The 17,326-nt window shown below is 62.8% G+C and carries 12 protein-coding genes and 1 pseudogene; 5 read left to right on the top strand and 8 right to left on the bottom strand.

The features are described from left to right. Positions 1-113: 113 nt before the first annotated feature. Positions 114-1,211, bottom strand: coding sequence for an HD-GYP domain-containing protein (locus tag BXU06_RS09600; RefSeq protein WP_171982180.1), 1,098 nt, complete (start codon positions 1,209-1,211; stop codon positions 114-116). Between the two features lie 360 nt (positions 1,212-1,571). On the opposite strand from BXU06_RS09600, the gene BXU06_RS09595 reads away from it, so the two are divergent. From BXU06_RS09595 to BXU06_RS09580, 5 genes are all read left to right on the top strand, one after another. Then, on the top strand, positions 1,572-2,696 hold the full coding sequence (locus BXU06_RS09595) for an efflux RND transporter periplasmic adaptor subunit (protein WP_253189439.1): 1,125 nt from the start codon (positions 1,572-1,574) through the stop codon (positions 2,694-2,696). A 14-nt stretch (positions 2,697-2,710) separates the two neighbouring features. After that, entirely contained in the window at positions 2,711-5,815 is a 3,105-nt protein-coding gene (locus tag BXU06_RS09590) for an efflux RND transporter permease subunit (RefSeq protein WP_077298996.1), read from the top strand. 441 nt (positions 5,816-6,256) lie between these two features. Continuing rightward, positions 6,257-6,703: a helix-turn-helix domain-containing protein gene (locus BXU06_RS18160; protein WP_253189438.1), complete on the top strand. Its 447-nt coding sequence runs from the start codon at positions 6,257-6,259 to the stop codon at positions 6,701-6,703. Then, entirely contained in the window at positions 6,688-7,560 is an 873-nt protein-coding gene (locus tag BXU06_RS18155; RefSeq protein WP_253189437.1) for a transposase, read from the top strand. Before BXU06_RS18160 ends, BXU06_RS18155 begins: the two co-directional genes overlap by 16 nt. A gap of 146 nt (positions 7,561-7,706) precedes the next feature. Beyond that, positions 7,707-8,843 carry an ISAs1 family transposase gene (locus BXU06_RS09580; protein ID WP_077298994.1) on the top strand — a complete coding sequence of 379 codons (1,137 nt, stop codon included), beginning with the start codon at positions 7,707-7,709 and terminating at the stop codon, positions 8,841-8,843. Positions 8,844-8,934: 91 nt separating this feature from the next. On the opposite strand, the gene BXU06_RS09575 is transcribed toward BXU06_RS09580, so the two are convergent. The 7 genes and pseudogenes from BXU06_RS09575 to BXU06_RS09545 all read right to left on the bottom strand — a co-directional run. Further along, on the bottom strand, positions 8,935-9,615 hold the full coding sequence (locus BXU06_RS09575) for a Fe2+-dependent dioxygenase (RefSeq protein WP_077298992.1): 681 nt from the start codon (positions 9,613-9,615) through the stop codon (positions 8,935-8,937). Positions 9,616-9,723: 108 nt separating this feature from the next. Further along, positions 9,724-11,925 (bottom strand): TonB-dependent siderophore receptor, encoded by a 2,202-nt coding sequence (locus BXU06_RS09570; RefSeq protein ID WP_077298990.1) that lies wholly within the window; start codon positions 11,923-11,925, stop codon positions 9,724-9,726. A gap of 117 nt (positions 11,926-12,042) precedes the next feature. Continuing rightward, the gene (locus BXU06_RS09565) at positions 12,043-12,453 is read right to left on the bottom strand and encodes a biopolymer transporter ExbD (RefSeq protein ID WP_077298988.1); all 411 of its coding nucleotides are present in this window, start codon (positions 12,451-12,453) and stop codon (positions 12,043-12,045) included. Then, the gene (locus BXU06_RS09560; RefSeq protein ID WP_077298986.1) at positions 12,434-13,114 is read right to left on the bottom strand and encodes a MotA/TolQ/ExbB proton channel family protein; all 681 of its coding nucleotides are present in this window, start codon (positions 13,112-13,114) and stop codon (positions 12,434-12,436) included. Before BXU06_RS09560 ends, BXU06_RS09565 begins: the two co-directional genes overlap by 20 nt. A 26-nt stretch (positions 13,115-13,140) precedes the next feature. Further along, complete coding sequence (locus BXU06_RS09555) at positions 13,141-13,788, bottom strand: energy transducer TonB (protein ID WP_216352457.1); 648 nt, start codon at positions 13,786-13,788, stop codon at positions 13,141-13,143. Between the two features lie 284 nt (positions 13,789-14,072). Next, positions 14,073-15,395 (bottom strand): TRAFs-binding domain-containing protein, encoded by a 1,323-nt coding sequence (locus BXU06_RS09550; protein ID WP_216352456.1) that lies wholly within the window; start codon positions 15,393-15,395, stop codon positions 14,073-14,075. Between the two features lie 113 nt (positions 15,396-15,508). Then, a pseudogene (locus BXU06_RS09545) lies at positions 15,509-16,939 on the bottom strand (catalase); the annotation flags it as partial. Positions 16,940-17,326 lie beyond the last annotated feature (387 nt).

The raw sequence follows: 17,326 nt of genomic DNA, 5'->3' as shown, positions 1-17,326 counted from the left end.
GCCAACATCGCATCCTGGCATTCTCCTCTGACCGCCTGGCTACCCCAAACAAAAAGCACCGCCATCCAGCGGTGCTTTTTGCATGAACCACAGTCACTCACCCCAGCGCGCACTCAGGCCAGCACATAGCCCCAGATTTTCGACAGATTGGTGATCTTGATCGAATCCGCTGCCGGTAGCGAGGTTTCGATTTCAAATTCTGCCGTGCGGGTGTCGCGTGGAATCGGCATGGCGTAGGGCATGCCCTGGCCGCTGGCAATGCTCATCACCCGGGGGGTGCTGGCATTGGTGCCGCGATGGGTAACCAGCGCCACATCACCGTTGCGGATGCGCACATACGAGCCGGGCGGGTAGATGCCCAGTTCTTTCACCAGCAGCGCGGCGTATTGCATGTCGATGGATTTGCCCCGGTTCATGAATACCTGCGACAAGGCCACATTCGGGCGCACTGGGTCGCGGTAGCGGCGCGGGGTGAGCTTGGCGCCCACCACGTCGGCCAGATACAGCAGGTGGGCCAGTGGGTGGATTTCTTCCTTGACCATCCGGTACGGGTAGCCGCTGCCTTCCCAGTTTTCGTGGTGCTCCAGCACCACGCGCAGCCACAACTCGTCACCGACAAAGCAGTCTTGCAGAATGCGTACGGATTCTTCCGGGTGGTGGTCAATGTCCATGCGCTGGCCGTCCGACAGGGGCAGCGCCTGGTGATACAGCTGGTTTTGCACTTCATACATGCCGATGTTCATGGTCAGCGCCGCCGACAGCAGGCTGATCCGCTCGGGCAGGGTCAGGCCCAGGCGTTGCATCAGGATGGCCAGCAGGATGCTGACGTGCAGCGAGTGTGCCGAGGAGTAATTGGTGAACGGCAACAAAAAAATCGAGCCTATACAAGCGTCGGGGGCTTTTTGCACGGTTTCGTCCACCACCACCGCCAGTGAGCGCACCCGTTTGCCAAATTCGCCCTGAAAGCTGGTGGGCCGCGCCAGCAGCGCATCCAGTGAGGCATACACCTGATCCAGCCGGCGGAAGGGGTTGAACGCTTCCTGAACCGGTTTGGGCGCTTCGTAATCCTCGACCGTGACGATGCTGCGCACATACAATCCCAACCGCAGCAACTGGTCGCGCTGCTTGTCGTTGAGAATCATGTTGCCTTTGCGCAGGATCAAGCGGTTGCCCTTGGTGTAGATATCCCAAGGCAGCGGAACGCCTACCATCAAATGTCGTGGTTCCAGCTCTTCCATTGTGTGCAGATTCCCCGTTGAAATCGGCCCGGCTTATGGCAGGTTGCAAAAGCATGCCGGGCGACGATGCCGCAGTATTCTAGGGAGGCGGGCTAGTGCAAACAAGCTGTATCCGGTGTTTTTACTGAAAATCGTCTTATCCTGGCCGATGGCTTAGCATTTTGACATCAAAAAACACCGTTTTTATCTGTATGGCACGATTCTGGCCGAGCACACGCACCGGCAGCACAGGCTTGGCCAGCGAACTTTTTTAGGCGGAATCGGCTCTGTTGTGGCTTGACCACCGTGGCCGGATGGCCGCGTCAGCAGCATGGCGACACTGGATTGAACACAATGCAAACAGGACTTCTTTCAAGCCGGCGCTGGATGGCCGGTACGGGCTGGCTGCTGGGCGGCCTGGCCGCGCTGGCGCTGGCTGCGCCGACCCCGGTGCCCACCGCCGCTGGCCATCCGGTGCTCAAGCTGTCGGTGCAGGATGTGGTGCAGGTACAGCGCAGCACCCTGGCCGACAGCCTGCCGTTTACCGGCACCTTGCAGGCGCTGCGCGCCACCACGCTGGCCGCCCGTACCGAAGGCGTGGCGGTTGAAGTCAGGGTGCGCGAAGGTGAGAGCGTGCAGGCCGGCCAGGTGCTGGCCCGGCTGGAAGCCACCGACCTGCAGGAGCGGGTGAACGAACAAACCGCGCTGGTGGCCACCGAACGCGCCCGGCTGGCGCTGACGCGCAAGAAACTGGACAAACAGCGTGAGTTGTACGCACAGAACTTTATCTCCAAGCTGGCGTTTGACGAGCTGGAAAGCAATTTCCTGGTCAGCCAGGCGCAGCTGCAGGCGCAGGAAGCCCAGCTGGCGCGGGCGCGCAAGGCGCTGAACGACGCCACCATCCGCGCGCCGTTTGCCGGGGTGATTTACGAAAAAGCCATCAACCCTGGCCAGCGCGTGGCGGTGAACAACAAACTGTTTGCCCTGGCGGATTTGTCCACCCTGGAAATTGCCGCCAGCGTGCCCTCGCGGCAGATTGGCCGGGTAGCCATTGGCCAGGCGGCGCAGTTTGGGGTGGAAGGCGGTCAGGCCGGGTTTGCCGGCCAGGTGGTGCGCATCAATCCGGTGGCGCTGGCCGGCACCCGCAGTTTCACTGTGTTTGTGGCAGTGGACAACCGCCAGGGCCAACTGCGCGGCGGCCAGTTTGTCAAAGGCGCGCTGGTGCTGCGTCAGGCCAGTCAGGTGCTGTCGCTGCCGATTCCAGCACTGCGCGACAGCGCCAGCGCCCAGCCCTGGGTACTCAAGCTGGTGGGGCAAAAAGCCGTGCGCCAGCCAGTGCAGCTGGGGGTGCATGACGAGCGCGCCAACCGGGTGGAAATCCGCAGCGGCCTGAAAGACGGCGAACAGGTGCTGCTGGCCGGCGTGCTGGGTGTGCAGGACGGCGACACGGTGGCATTGCCCACCGTGCCGGCCCGTTAAGCGGAGGCGGTGCGATGTGGCTGACCCGCGTTGCCATTGGCAACCCTTATCTGGCCGCTGTGGCCATGCTGGCCATTGTGGTGCTTGGCCTGTTTTCCTGGCAGCGGCTATCGGTAGAAGAATTTCCTGACATCCGCTTTCCGGTGGCGGTGGTGAATGTGGGCTACCCTGGTGCCTCGCCCAGCGTGGTGGAAAGCGAAGTGACCCGCCCGCTGGAAGAAGCGGTGAACACCATCAACGGGGTGAAGAGCATCCGCTCCTACTCGTTTGAAGGCTCGGCAGTGGTGGTCGTGGAATTTGTGCTGACGCTGGACCCGGCCAAAGCCGTGCAGGATGTGCGCGACAAGGTGGCCGGCATTCAGGGCCGCTTTCGCCGTGAAATCGGCGTGCCCACGGTGAACCAGGTCAACCCCAACGACGACCCGATGATGACGGTGATTGTCGCCTCGCCCAGCGCCAGCCCGCGCACGCTGACCACCTTCTCCGACCAGGTGGTGCGCAAACGGCTGCAAACCGTACCCGGCGTGGGCGAAGTGCAGCTGGTGGGCGGGGTCAAGCGCGAACTGCGCATTCACATCGACCCCTACCGCATGCAGGCACTGGGGCTGGACACCGCCGAAGTGGTCAACGCGCTGCGCAACGCCAACCAGGATTTTCCGGCTGGGCGAGTGCAGGACATCAACCGCGATTATTCGGTGCGTCTGTCTGGCAAGCTGGCCTCGCCCGAGGCGTTTGGCCAGCTGACTGTGGGCGTGCGCAATGGTGCGCCCATCCGGCTGGACGACGTGGCCGAGGTGATCGACGGCCAGGAAGAATACAACTCGCTGGCGCTGATCAACGGCCAGCGCGCGCTGTCGATTGAAATCAAGAGCGCACGCGGGGCCAATGTGGTGAGCACCTCCGCCGGGGTGTACGCCGCACTGGAGGCGCTGCGCAAAAGCCTGCCGGACGGCATGACGCTGACCGTGATCAAAGACCAATCCCGCCAGGTTAAAAACTCGCTGGAAGATGTCAAGATCACCCTGCTGGAAGGGGCCGGGCTGACCGTACTGATTGTGTTCGTGTTTCTGGCCTCGTGGCGCAGCACGGTGATGACCGGGCTGACCCTGCCGATTGCGCTGATTGGCACCCTGTTTGCCATTGCCGTGGCCGGCTTCACCCTGAACGTGATGACCCTGCTGGCGCTGTCCTTGTCGATTGGCCTGCTGATTGACGACGCGATTGTGGTGCGCGAGAACATTGTCCGCCACGCGCGCATGGGCAAGGGCCATTATCAGGCGGCGGTGGACGGCACCGAAGAAATCGGCCTGGCGGTGCTGGCCACCACGCTGACCGTGGTGGCGGTGTTTTTGCCGGTGGGCTTCATGGGCGGCATCATCGGCAAGTTTTTCCAGCAGTTTGGCCTGACCGTCACCGTCGCGGTGCTGATCTCGCTGCTGGTGAGCTTTACCCTCGACCCGATGCTGTCGTCGATCTGGCACGACCCGCATGCCGCTGGCCAGGCGGGCAAGGGCCGGCTGGCGCGCGCGCTGGCCGGGTTTGAACGCGGCCTGGACCGGCTGGCCGATCGCTACGCCAAAGGGGTGGCGTGGGCGCTGGACCATCGCAAAACCACACTGGCCGCCGCCACCGGGCTGTTTGTTGCCAGCCTCATGCTGGCCCCGATTGTGGGTGGCGAGTTTGTGCCCAAGACCGACACTGGCAAGTTTGTGATCAAACTCAAAACGGCCCCCGGCTCGCCGCTGGAATACACCGAAGCCAAGGCCCGCGAAGTAGAAACCCTGCTGCGCCGCCAGCCAGAAATCCGCGATGTGTACAGCAATATCGGCGGCGGATTTGCCGCTGGGCGCAATCAGGCCACCCTGCGGGTGTTCACCACGCCCAAGGCCGAGCGCAGCCGCAGCGTGTTTGCCCTGTTCTCGCCCATCCGCCAGGACATTGCCAGCCTGGCCGGGGTGGAGCTGGAATCCATCGAGGCCGAAGGCGGGCCGGGCGGCCCCGGCAAGCCCGTGCGGGTGGGCATTCGTGGCGCGGATTTTGCCACCCTGGCGCGGATTGCCGGCCAACTGCGTGGCCAGATTGCCGCCATTCCCGGCATCAGCGACGTGGAATCCAGCTTTGACGACGCCGACCCGGCCTTGTCGGTTGAAGTCAAACGCGACGCCGCCGCCAGCGCCGGGGTGAATCTGGACCGGGTGGGGGCTACCTTGTCCACCCTGCTGGCCGGCACCACCGCCACCACCTGGGAGGCCCCCGACGGCGAAAACTACGACGTACGCGTGCAAATCCCGCGTGACGCCCGCTCCACCGAGCTGCTGGACGTGCTCACCGTGGCCAGCGAACAGCGCGACGCCGACGGCCAGGCGCGCATGGTGCCGTTATCCACCGTGGCCGACATCAAACAGGCCACCGTGCCACGCCAGATCGACCGCATGGACCAGTCGCGCGAAGTGACCCTCACCGCCAATATCCAGGGCAAGGATGCCCAGCGGGTGTTCAAGCAGATCGACCAACTGCTGCAAGCTACGCCGCTGCCACCGGGCTACCGCTTTGACCATGGCGGACAAAGCAAGGACATGGCCGAATCGTTCAGCTACGCGGTGCAGGCGCTGGCCATTGGCGTGATCTTTATTTACATGATTCTGGTGGCGCAGTTCCGCAGCTTCACCCAGCCCGTGGCCATCATGATGTCGCTGCCGCTGGCGCTGATCGGGGTGATGGTGGGCCTGTTGCTATGGGGCAGCACGTTGAACCTGTTTTCCATCATCGGCGTCATCATGCTGATGGGCCTGGCGGCAAAAAACGGCATCCTGCTGGTGGACTTTGCCAACCAGTCGCGCCGCGAAGGCCTGGCGCTGCGCGAGGCGCTGATTGAAGCGGGCCGGGTGCGCATGCGCCCGATCCTGATGACCAGCTTTGCCATGATCTTTGGCATGCTGCCCCTGGCGCTGGCGCTGGGCGAAGGTTCGGAAACCCGCGCACCGATGGCCCACGCCGTGATTGGCGGCATGGTCACCTCAACCCTGCTGACGCTGATTGTGGTGCCGGTGGTGTACAGCTATCTGGAAGGAATGGGCGCGTGGTGGCGGGCAAGGCGGAAGCGCGGCAAGGCGACATGACGCGGTGTCTGGCCCAGGCTGGCGCGGTCATGCTGGCGGTTCATCCCTGCTGGCGCGGGGAGCAGCCGTAGTCGCGCCAGTCACGTTGAAACACAAGGGTTCATACGAGCAAGTTTATGCCGGGTATCTCGGTTTAATTTCTGTTAAAACAAAATTTTACTCGACCACAGCGAACCACCTGCCGCGCCCTGCCGCGTCATTCCCGCGCAGGCGGGAATCCAGGAGCATCCACAGCGTGCAGCGGGTATGAGCGCTCACGACCGTCCGCCATGCGCCACGCCCACGGTGCACGCTGTGGCGCGGTCTGGGTTCCCGCCTGCGCGGGAACGACATGTGAGGTGACCCGGTGCGCGGCAAGTCCCGCCGTTCAGGGCGGGGAAAGGTAGCGCGGACGGCGTAGCCGTCCTTGCCGTCGATGGGGGTGGGTTGTATAAAACCAGTATGCAACGCCTTCAAGCCTACAAATACGAATTGCGGCCAGACGGCCAGCAAGAGCGGCAAATGCGCCGCTTCGCTGGTTCGTGCCGGTTCGTGTTCAACAAGGCGCTGGCGTTGCAGCAGGCGCGCTACGAGCGTGCAGAGAAGAAACTGGGCTATGCGGGCCTGTGCAAGCTGCTCACCGAGTGGCGCAACAGCACAGAAACGGCATGGCTGGCCGATGCGCCAGTTCATCCCTTGCAGCAGACGCTCAAGGATTTGGAGCGGGCCTACAGCAACTTCTTCGCCAGGCGGGCCGACTTCCCGCGTTTCAAGAAGAAGGGCCAGTCCGACGGCTTCCGCTATCCAGACCCGAAACAGATCAGGCTTGATCAGGCCAACAACGCCTGTTCCTGCCCAAGCTCGGCTGGCTGCGCTACCGCAACAGCCGGGAAGTGCTGGGGGTGGTGAAAAACGTGACCGTCAGCCTGTCGGCAGGCAAGTGCTTCGTGTCGATCCAGACCGAACGCGAGGTCGAGCAGCCAATTCCAAAGGGCGGTGCAGTCGGCATCGACCTGGGCGTGGTGCGCTTTGCCACGCTCTCGGACGGCACGTTCCATGCCCCGCTCAACAGCTTCAAGCGACACGAGACGGCCTTGCGCCGCGCGCAGCAGGCCATGAGCCGCAAGACCAAATTCAGCAGCAACTGGAAGAAGGCAAAGTCCAGAGTCCAGCGCATTCACGCCCGCATCGGCAACGTCCGCCGCGATTATCTGCACAAAGCCACGACCACGATCAGCCAAAACCACGCGATGGTGTGTCTTGAGGACTTGCAGGTGAGGAACATGTCCAAATCGTCGGCAGGCAGCCCCGAAAAGCCGGGGAAGCAGGTTCGGGCCAAGTCCGGCCTGAACAAGTCCATCCTCGATCAAGGCTGGTTCGAATTCCGCCGCCAATTGGACTACAAACTGGCGTGGAACGGCGGGCATCTCATCACCGTGCCGGCACAGAACACCAGCCGCACCTGTCCGTGCTGCGGCCATGTGTCGGCGGACAACCGCCAGACGCAGGCCCGGTTCCAGTGTGTTGAGTGCGGTTTTAAGGAAAACGCCGATGTGGTCGGCGCGATCAACATCCTGTCTCGCGGGATGCAACGATTGCGAGACGAAGGGCAGGACACGGCGGATGCTTCCGCCGGGCGGGAAACCGCCGCCCGGATCGCCTGTGAAGTGAGCGGTGCAGTCATGCCGCCAGCAGCAGGAACCCGCCGAAGCGACTTATGCCAGCTTGATGCCGGGATGAGCGCCGTAGGAATCCCCCGACTTTAGGCGGGGGAGGATGTCAAGGCACCAGCGACTTCGCAAGCCCAGGGCAATCGCATGAATGCCATTGCCCTAACGCCTACAAGCCATGACGCCCCAGACTGTTCACCTGCCCCTGATTTGTGTAGCTTCCCGCTCTTTGGGAGCGGCTCATGGAGACAGAAGGCAAGTTGCAGCTAGCGGATGTGTTTGTCTCCATCACCGACCCTCGCCAAACCCGCAAGACACGGCACGATCTGGTCGAAGTGCTCGTGGTCGCCGTCAACGGCGTACTGGCCGGAGCCGACACCTTCGTCGAGATCGAAGCCTGGGCCAACGAGAAACTGACATGGTTTCGTCGCTATCTCAAGCTGGAACACGGCATTCCCTCTCATGACACGTTTGGGCGGCTGTTCGGGCTGATTGATCCAACAGAGTTCGAGTCTGCCTTTCAACGCTGGGTTCGCAGCATACTGCCCGCTCTGGCTGCTCAGGATGTGGTGGCAATCGACGGCAAAACCAGCCGACGCTCCGGCAAGGTGGACGCCACCGCACTGCATCTGGTCAGCGCCTTTGCCGCCGGGGCCGGGCTGGTGATGGGACAAACGGCCACGGCAAAAAAATCCAATGAAAAAACCGCCATCCCGACGCTGCTCAATACCCTGGCGCTGGAAGGCTGCATCGTGACCATCGACGCGATGGGCACGCAAACCAACATTGCCCAGGCCATCCGCGACAAGAAAGCTGACTATGTTCTGGCGGTCAAGGACAACCACCCTACGCTCGCCGACTCAATGCGCGACTTCTTCACACAGTTCCAATCTGCCCCGGCGGAACAAACCCCGCACAGCTTTCATGAGCAGATAGAGAAGGATCACGGACGTATTGAACATCGTCGCTGCTACGTCTTCGACCAACTGGATTGTCTGTACAAGCCAACGCAATGGCCTGATTTGCATGCCTTTGTGGTGATGGATTCAGAGCGTCTGGTCAAAGGCAAAACCACCCGCGAGCAGCGCTACTACCTCACCAGTCTGGCAGCGGATGCACAACGCCTGGCGCATGCCATCCGGGCGCATTGGTCAGTTGAGAACCGCCTGCACTGGTGCATGGACGTGGTGTTTGGTGATGATCAGATGCGCGCCCGTACGGGCCACGCCGCGCACAACCTGGCGGTGCTCAAGCACATCACGCTGAATCTGATTCGGCTGGATCCGATTCCACGCAAGGGGGGCATCAAGGTGCGCCGGCTGATTGCGGCGACGTCGGATGAATACCGTGAGCAGCTCTTCGGACTTGGGCGGGCGTGAATTCATGCGATTGCCCTGTTCGCAAGCCTAATCCCATCCCGCTTACGGAAAAAGCCCGCAGATGCGGGCTTTTTCACGGGCAAGGGCGGTCTTACACTTCACTCCACTGCCGCAGCAGATTGTGATACACCGAGGTCAGGCTGACCGCCTCGTCGCTGTCGCCATGGCGCTGGCGCAGGCTGGAAATCGCGCTGTCCATATCAAACAGCAGCGCCCGACGGCTGTCGTCGCGCACCATGCTTTGCGTCCAGAAAAACGACGCCAGCCTCGCACCGGCGGTGACCGGCTCAACCCGGTGCACGCTGGTGGACGGATACAGAATCATGTCGCCCGCCGGCAGTTTCACCGTATGGCTGCCGTAGGTGTCGTCCACAATCAGCTCGCCACCCTGGTATTCGTCCGGGTCGGTCAAAAACAGCGTACACGACACATCGGTGCGCAGCCATTGGCCGCTGAACGGGTCGCTGCGCACGGCGTTGTCCACATGGTTGCCAAAGGTCATGCCGCCCTGATAGCAATTGAACATCGGCGGAAAAATCCGGTTGGGCAGCGCCGCCGAGAAAAACAGCGCATTGCGGTTCAGCGCCGCCAGCACCAGGCTACCCAGCGTCTGCGCCTGCGGCGAGGTCTGCGCCAGTTGCAGATTATGCTTGACCTGGGCGGACTGTGTGCCGGTGGTGGCCAGGCCGTCTTCCCATGGCCCGTCAGCCAGCAGCTGGCGCGCCTGGCGCAGTTCGTCGGGGGTAAGAACGTCGGGAATGTGCAGCAGCATGGTGGGCCTCGCAACGGCAGAAACAGCAAAATAATAAATGACTTGCCCAAACAGCCTGTCGGGGCCGCTTGGGCAAGCCGCCCCAGGCGGGGCGGCGGATGCGGCAGATCAGTACTTGTACGACAGGGTCAGCTGTGCTTCACGCGGCGGGGCCACATTGGCATGGCCACTGTACTGACCATCGTAATACTTTTTATTGGTCAGGTTGTTGATGTTGAGCTTGACCGCATAATTGCGGGTGTCGTAAGCCAGCATGGCGTCCAGACGGGTGTAGGCCGGCAGGTAGTTGGTGCGCGTCTGGTTGGCATTGCCATCGCTGGCGTAGGTTTTGCCCACGTAGTACGCGCCCAGACCGGCGGTGACGGTGTCGGTCAGCTTGTAGGTGCTCCACAGATTGAAGGTTTTCTTTGGGGTGTACTTGGGCACCGCGCCGTTGTTGGCGCTGGTGTTGTACCCCTGGTCAATCTTCGGGTCCATCAGCGAGGCACCGGCAAATACCGACCACTTGGCGCTGATGCGGCCAGCGGCTTCAAATTCGATGCCATTGGTGTGGCGCTTGGTGTACAGCACCGACACATCCGGCACCAGCGGGTCGGTGTTGCGCTCGTTGAGCTTGACGGTGCGGAACGCCGCCGTGCGCAGGCTCAGGTCGCCATCCAGCAGTTCCCATTTGGCACCGATCTCGTAGTGCTGGTTACGCTCGGGCTTGACGTCTTCGCCCGGTTTGTCCAGCGCGTAGGTTTCGCCCGATGGGTTCATCAGCGTGCTGTAGCCGGCGTAATAGCTTTGCGTGTCGGTCGGCTGCCAGATCAGGCCGGTGCGGTAGCTCATGCCCTTGTCTTCACGCTGGGTGCGGCCAGACACCGCTCCGGTGGTGGTGTTATAGCTGGTGTAAGTGCCTTCCAGACGGTCCAGACGCAGGCCGGCCATCACCTTCCACTGCGGAGTCAGCTCCACGGTATCGGTGGCGTAGGCGGCCAGGTTGTTGCTGTGGTATTCGTTGCTCGGGCGCAAGCGCAGTGTGCCTGCCCAGCCGCTGGTGGTCGGGTTGCCCACGGTCATGTTGGGCACGCTGCCATTCATCAGCACGCTGGTGGCGTGCTGGGTGTCGTGGGTGAACTCCAGGCCGGCCAGCAGGTTGTGGCGCAGCGAGCCGGTATTGAGCTTGCCGGTGTAGTCCAGCGACAGGGCGGTGGTTTCGTTCAGCGAGCCGCGCAGCTTGGGGCCGGGGGCAATCTGGGTGCTGTCAGTCACCGGCACGCCGGCGCTCACCCCCACCAGACGCGGGGCAGTGACCAGCACCATGCGGTCGTAGCGGCCATGGCGCAGTTGGGCGTTGATCTCGCTCTGACTGTCCAGTTTGTGGGTCAGCCGTGCGGTGGTGATGTCGGTGGTGATGTCCTCCATATTGAGGCCATCCACGCCGTAATAGCGCGAGCGCGGCACGTCCAGCGGCTTGAGGGTGTTCGGGTCGTAGGGCACGCCCAGGTCGGGGCGGTTTTTTTCGGTCAGGTGGTGGTGCGACAGCACAATGGTGGTGGGCTCGCCCAGACCAAAGGCCACCGATGGGGCCACGCCCCAGCGCTTGGATTTTGACTTGCCGTTGGGCGAGCCATCTTCGGTGCCCATCACGTTCAGCCGCACGGCGGTGGTGTCGGAGTAAGGTTTGTTCACGTCCAGGGTGATGCGCTGATAATGATTGGTGCCGATGGTCAGGTCGGCACCCAGCAGTTCGCCGGCAAACGGTGCCTTACTCACCTGGTTGATCACCCCGCCAGTAGAACCCCGGCCAAACAGCATCGAGCTGGCCCCCTTGAGCACTTCAATCTTTTCGTCGTTGAACGGGTCGCGGTTGTACTGCGCCACGTCGCGCTGGCCGTCGCGGTACATGTCGTTAAAGGCGGCAAAGCCGCGCAGGATCACCTGGTCACCGCTGCGGCCGCCTTCGCCAGCGGCAAAGGTGATGCCGGAAACATTTTTCAGCACGTCTTTCAGGTTGGCTGCGCCTTGTTCGGCCATCAGGTCGTGGGTCACCACGGTGACCACCTGCGGAATGTCTTTCAGATCCTGCTTGATCTTGCCCAGCCGGCTGGTGTCGGCCTTGTAGCCCTGAATGCGCTCGCCCTGCGTGCCAATCACTTTCACCGGTGCCAGGGTCTTGGCGGCTTCCTTGTTGTCTACTTCGGCTTTGGCGGGCTCGGCAGCATAGGCCAGCGCCGGGCTCAGCGCCACGGCCAGCATGCCGGCAGCCAGACAGTGCGGGCGTTTGGCGTGACGCACGCCGGAGTTGGCAAGCAGGAGTTTTCTCATGGTGTGATTCCCATTCTCGTTGTAAAGTCAAAAAAACTGGCGCACCTGCCCACACGCCGGCAAGCGGTCGGCGTGTGGTGTTCAGGCCGCCGTCTGGCGGAAGGTTTGTGTGGCGGGCTACTTGGCTTCGGTGACAAAACCGATCTTGGCCACGCCATTGCCTTGGGCGGCGGCCATGGCGCGGGCCACGGCGTCGTAGCGCGCCTCGCGGTCGGCGCGCAAATGCAGCTCGACCAGCGGATTGGCCTGGGTGGCGGCAGCAAAGCGCGCGGGCAGTTCGCTTTCGGTCACCGGCTGGTCGTTCCAGAACAGCTGGCCTTCCGCCTTGATGGCCAGGCGAATGGCTTCAGGTTTGTCTTCATGCGCGCTGGCGGCAGCCTTGGGCAGGTCCACCTTCACCGCCTGAGTCAGCAGCGGTGCGGTGATGATGAACACCACCAGCAGCACCAGCATCACGTCCACCAGCGGCGTGGTGTTGATCTCGGCCATCGGCGCGCCTGGCCCCTTGTCAAAGCTCCCGAACGCCATGCTGGCCTCCTGCGGCAATCAGTTGCGCGTGAAAATCATGGGCAAAGCCGTCCATCTCCTGGCTGTCCACCCGGTTGGTGCGGGTAAAGGCGTTGTACGCCACCACCGCCGGAATGGCCGCCGCCAGGCCAGCAGCCGTGGCCACCAGCGCTTCGCCAATCGGGCCGGACACGGTGGCCAGGGTCATCTGCCCGGCAGCCGAAATGCCCACCAGCGCGTGATAAATCCCCCACACCGTACCAAACAGCCCGACAAACGGTGCCACCGACCCCACCGTGGCCAGCCAGGTCAGGCCGGATTCCAGCCGGGCGGTTTCCCGCGACAGCGCCATGCGGATGGTGCGCACCAGAAACTCGTCAATGCCACAGGCCTTGCCCAGCGCATGGCCCTGATTGCGCCGGTAGTGATTCAGGCCATCCAGCCCGGCGCGGGCAATGCGCGCCAGCGGCGCATCGTGCTGCTGGGCCAGGCTGGCGGCGCTGTCCAGGTCGGCAGCATCCCAGAACGCCTGCGCCAGCTGCTGATTGGCTCGGCGGGTGCTCCACAACGTCAGACCACGGCGCAGAATCAGCCACCAGCTGGTGATCGACATCGCCAGCAACAGGGCAAATACGCTCAATAACACGCCATCACCGTGGCGAAAGACCAGACTCAGGTCCATGGTTCATCCTTTTTTTATTGCGAGTGTTACTTGATTTGGAAATTGATCGGCACCAGCACCACGCCAGCCACCGCCTCGCTACCGCGCCGCGCCGGGGTGAAGCGCCAGCGCTTGACCGCCGACAGCGCCGCCCGGTCCAGCCGGCCAAAGCCGCTGCTGCGTGCCACCTCCACCGACGTGGGCTGACCGTCAGCGCTTACCGCCACCCGCAGCAGCACCGCGCCGCTTTCTCCCAGCTCCAGCGAGGCGGGTGGATAACCAGGCTCCGGGTTGGACAAATACGCCGCCGAAAACGCCGGCGGGGTTTCCTTCACCGGGCCGGGCTCACCACTGGCCGGCGTGGGTTTGGCTGCTGGCGGCGTGGCCGGTGCCGGGTCGGGGGTGCTGTCCTGCGCCACACTGGGCCCTTGTGCCAGCGCTGAACGGCTGGGCGTGAGCGGCGAGCTGGGCCGGGGTTTGGGGGCAAGCGCCTGGCGCGGTTGCGGCTCGGGCCGCGCCTGCGCGGGAGCTGGCGTGGGCGGGGTGGGCGCCGCCTCTGCCGCCAGCATCACCACTTCGGTCATCTGCGGCATGGGCGGCTGTGTTGGCTCGGCGCGAGTCTGGAGCATGACCAGCAGCAGGGCATGCAGACCCAAAGCGCCCAGCCAGGGAGTGAGGGGGTGTTGACGTAACATGGCATTATGTTAACGAGAAGCAATGTTATTTTCAATATCATTACGATTTGTTGCAAAGCGAATCGGTGCATTGGCAGTAAAACCCCACTGCAAGCCGGGTTTTTGAGTGGAAGATGGTGTGATGCGAGACAAGCAGACGAGGAAAAGCCGATGAACGGTTGTTGCAACGCAACAATCAGGTATCCAGGAGGAAAAAGTAGGGTATTGATTTTGCCGGGTGTGGCGATAGATAGCGTGTGCCACCCGGCAGGCCGGGCAGCGCACTTGGAGAGTATCAGGAAAAATTACGCCAGCAAGGCATTCACCATCGCGTCCAGCTCGTCCACGGCTTCGCCGCGTTGTGCCCTGGCCTGGGCAATCAGACGCAGATTATTCGCCGTGGTTTCGCCTTCCCAGTGCTCGCGCCGATGTGCCAGTGCGTCGGCCAGCGCCACCTGAGCCCCCGCCGTGTCGTGCGCCAGCACGGCCAGCTCCAGCAAGGTGGCGTAGTCCCAGTAATCTGGCCGGCCACTGGCCATGCGCCGCGCTACCGCGTAGCGCACCACCGGCAACACCTCGGCCTGGCGTGGGTCGGGCGGGGTTTGCTGTTCCATCAGCGTGACCGCGTTTACCCCTGGATAGGCGTCGCGCCAGTCGGCTTCAAAGCCGCGCAGGTATTCGGCAATCGCCAGCCTGAGTGCGCCAGCAGCCTCGGCGGCCCGGCCTTCACGCAGCCGCGCCTGCCAGCGGTCTTTGTACACCCGGCCCAGAATGCCGCAGGTTTCGCTGCTGGCCCCACGCTGCTGGATCAAATCGACCAGCACCCGCTCGGCCTCCTCGCTACGACCGGCGCGGTTCAGCGCCAGGCCCAGCTGCTCGCGCACCAGCGTGCTGGCCTGCAAGGGCGGCGACATCTTGCCCACCCAGTCCACCATGTGTGCCCAGGCGCTCAGCGCCCGGTACGACAACAATACATCCACCACCACACCCGCATCGGCCAGCGCCACATCGCCTAATTGGGCGGCAATCAGCTGAATCTCGTCCAGCTGGCCATTGGCGCGCGCCTTGGCCAACGCGGTTTTCAGTGTTTCGGCATAGTCTACCTGCTCGCGGAACACATCGGTTTTGAGCCGGGCAATGTCGGGAAAACCCTCCAGCAACTGATACACCGGGCTATCCGCCTGCGCATGGCGCGCGTCGCGCAGCTTGCGGGTCAGCGCCGCCACCTCGCTGGCCAGGCTGGCCGGGTCGGGCGCGCCGCTGTCATCCAGCGTATAAGGCAGCGCGCGCAGCAGGTTGACGTCAAACGGCAACTGCCCCCAGCCCTGGGCAAACAGCAGCTGGGTGGCGTGCGGGCGCACGGCATGGCGCAGGCCCAGCTCGTAAAACACATTGGCGTTGGCGCTGGTCAGGTCGGCCACGGCAAATTCGCACAGAATCAGACGCTCGAACATTGCCTTGTGAATCACCCCACCCACCCGCTCTTCGTCGGCGCGCAAGGGTTGCAGGCCGGCGGCAAGAATGGCCGGCTGGATCAGTTGCTGGTATACCGCGTCGAAGTCCACCTGGCGACCATCGCTGGTGGGTTTCTGACCAAAAGGCATCAGGACAAAACAGAGTGGGGGCATGGGCAAGCTCATCATAACCAATCATATGGCATAAAAAACGATAAATGGACGGTGGGTGGCGCAATCCACCGTCCAAACCAAGGCATCACACCAGGGTAATACGGTTACATCGGCATGCCCAATGCCTTGGCCACCCCGGCGCCATACGCCGGGTCGGCCTGGCTGCAATTGCAGATATGCCGGCGCTTGATGTCGTCCGGCGCGTCGCCCATGGCGCGGGCGGTGTTGTCGAACAGCACCTGCTGCTGCGCCGGGCTCATCAGGCGGAACAAGGCACCCGGTTGCGAATAGTAGTCGGTGTCTTCGCGATGGTTCCAGTGGTCGGCCATGCCTTCGATCGACAGCGGCGGTTCGCGGAAGTCCGGCTGCTCTTCCCACTGGCCGTACGAGTTCGGCTGATAGCCCAGCGTGCCGCCGTGGTTGCCATCCACGCGCATGGCACCGTCGCGGTGGTAGCTGTGTACCGGGCAGCGCGGGGCGTTGACCGGAATCTGGTGATGATTGACGCCCAGCCGGTAGCGCTGTGCATCGCCGTAGGAAAACAGCCGCGCCTGCAGCATCTTGTCCGGCGAGAAGCTGATGCCGGGCACCACGGCAGCCGGGTTGAAAGCGGATTGCTCCACTTCGGCAAAAAAGTTTTCCGGATTGCGGTTCAGCTCGACCACGCCCACTTCAATCAGCGGGTAATCGGCGTGTGGCCACACCTTGGTGAGGTCGAAGGGGTTGTACGGCACTTTCGAAGCGTCGGCTTCCGGCATGATCTGGATATACATCGTCCATTTCGGGAAATTGCCTTGCTCGATGGCCTCGAACAGGTCGCGCTGATGGCTTTCGCGGTCCTTGCCGATGATGGCTTCGGCTTCGGCATCGGTCAGGTTCTGGATGCCCTGCTGGGTGCGGAAGTGGAATTTCACCCAGTAACGCTCGTTGGCGGCGTTGATGAAGCTGAAGGTGTGCGAGCCAAAGCCGTGCATGTGGCGATAGCTGGCCGGGATGCCACGGTCGGACATGACGATGGTGACCTGATGCAGCGCCTCCGGCAGCGAGGTCCAGAAGTCCCAGTTGTTTTTGGCGCTGCGCATATTGGTGCGCGGATCGCGCTTGACCGCGTGGTTGAGGTCGGGAAATTTCAGCGGATCGCGCAGAAAAAATACCGGCGTATTGTTGCCCACCATGTCCCAGTTGCCTTCTTCGGTGTAGAACTTGAAGGCAAAGCCACGGATGTCGCGCTCGGCATCGGCTGCGCCGCGCTCGCCTGCCACGGTGGTGAAGCGGGCGAACATCTCTGTTTTCTTGCCGATCTGACTGAACAGCTTGGCGCGGGTGTAGCGGGTGATGTCGTGGGTGACAGTGAAGGTGCCGTAGGCGCCAGAGCCCTTGGCGTGCATGCGGCGCTCGGGAATCACTTCGCGGTCGAAGTGGGCCAGTTTTTCCAGCAGCCACACATCCTGCAATAACACCGGGCCGCGTGGGCCGGCAGTCATGCTGTTCTGATTATCGACCACCGGGCAACCGGCGGCAGTGGTGAGTTTTTTATCGGTCATGATGCTGTCTCCTCGAATCAAGTCAATGGCTTACTGATTGCTGGGCAGGCCAGCCAGAATCTCCTGGACCCGTTCGTCGGCCAGCCAGCTTGCCAGCCAGTGGGTGAACGCATTGAGCATGAGGGTCTCCTGCGGTAGCGGCGGGCGCGGGATGCGCTGGCCTGATGTGACCCAGTATAGGAAGATAAATTTGATTTTTAAAATTGATTGATTTTCTACCATCAATAGTAATTGACTATCGATGGTCAAGCAGACAGCAGGCCGGGGGGAGGGCGATAGGCATGGCCAGCAAAGCGTCCGGCCCGCCGCCGGCGCACTGGCGGCAGCACACAGAAAGGCGGGCCATTTGGGCAGATGGCGGCCCCGCTGCGCTGGCGCGCGCGAGGC

Origin of the sequence: Aquaspirillum sp. LM1 (genome assembly GCF_002002905.1) — a bacterium.
GTDB lineage: Bacteria > Pseudomonadota > Gammaproteobacteria > Burkholderiales > Aquaspirillaceae > Rivihabitans.
Note: the sequence above shows the minus strand (reverse complement) of the source record. Positions and strands in the feature narration are given on the sequence as shown.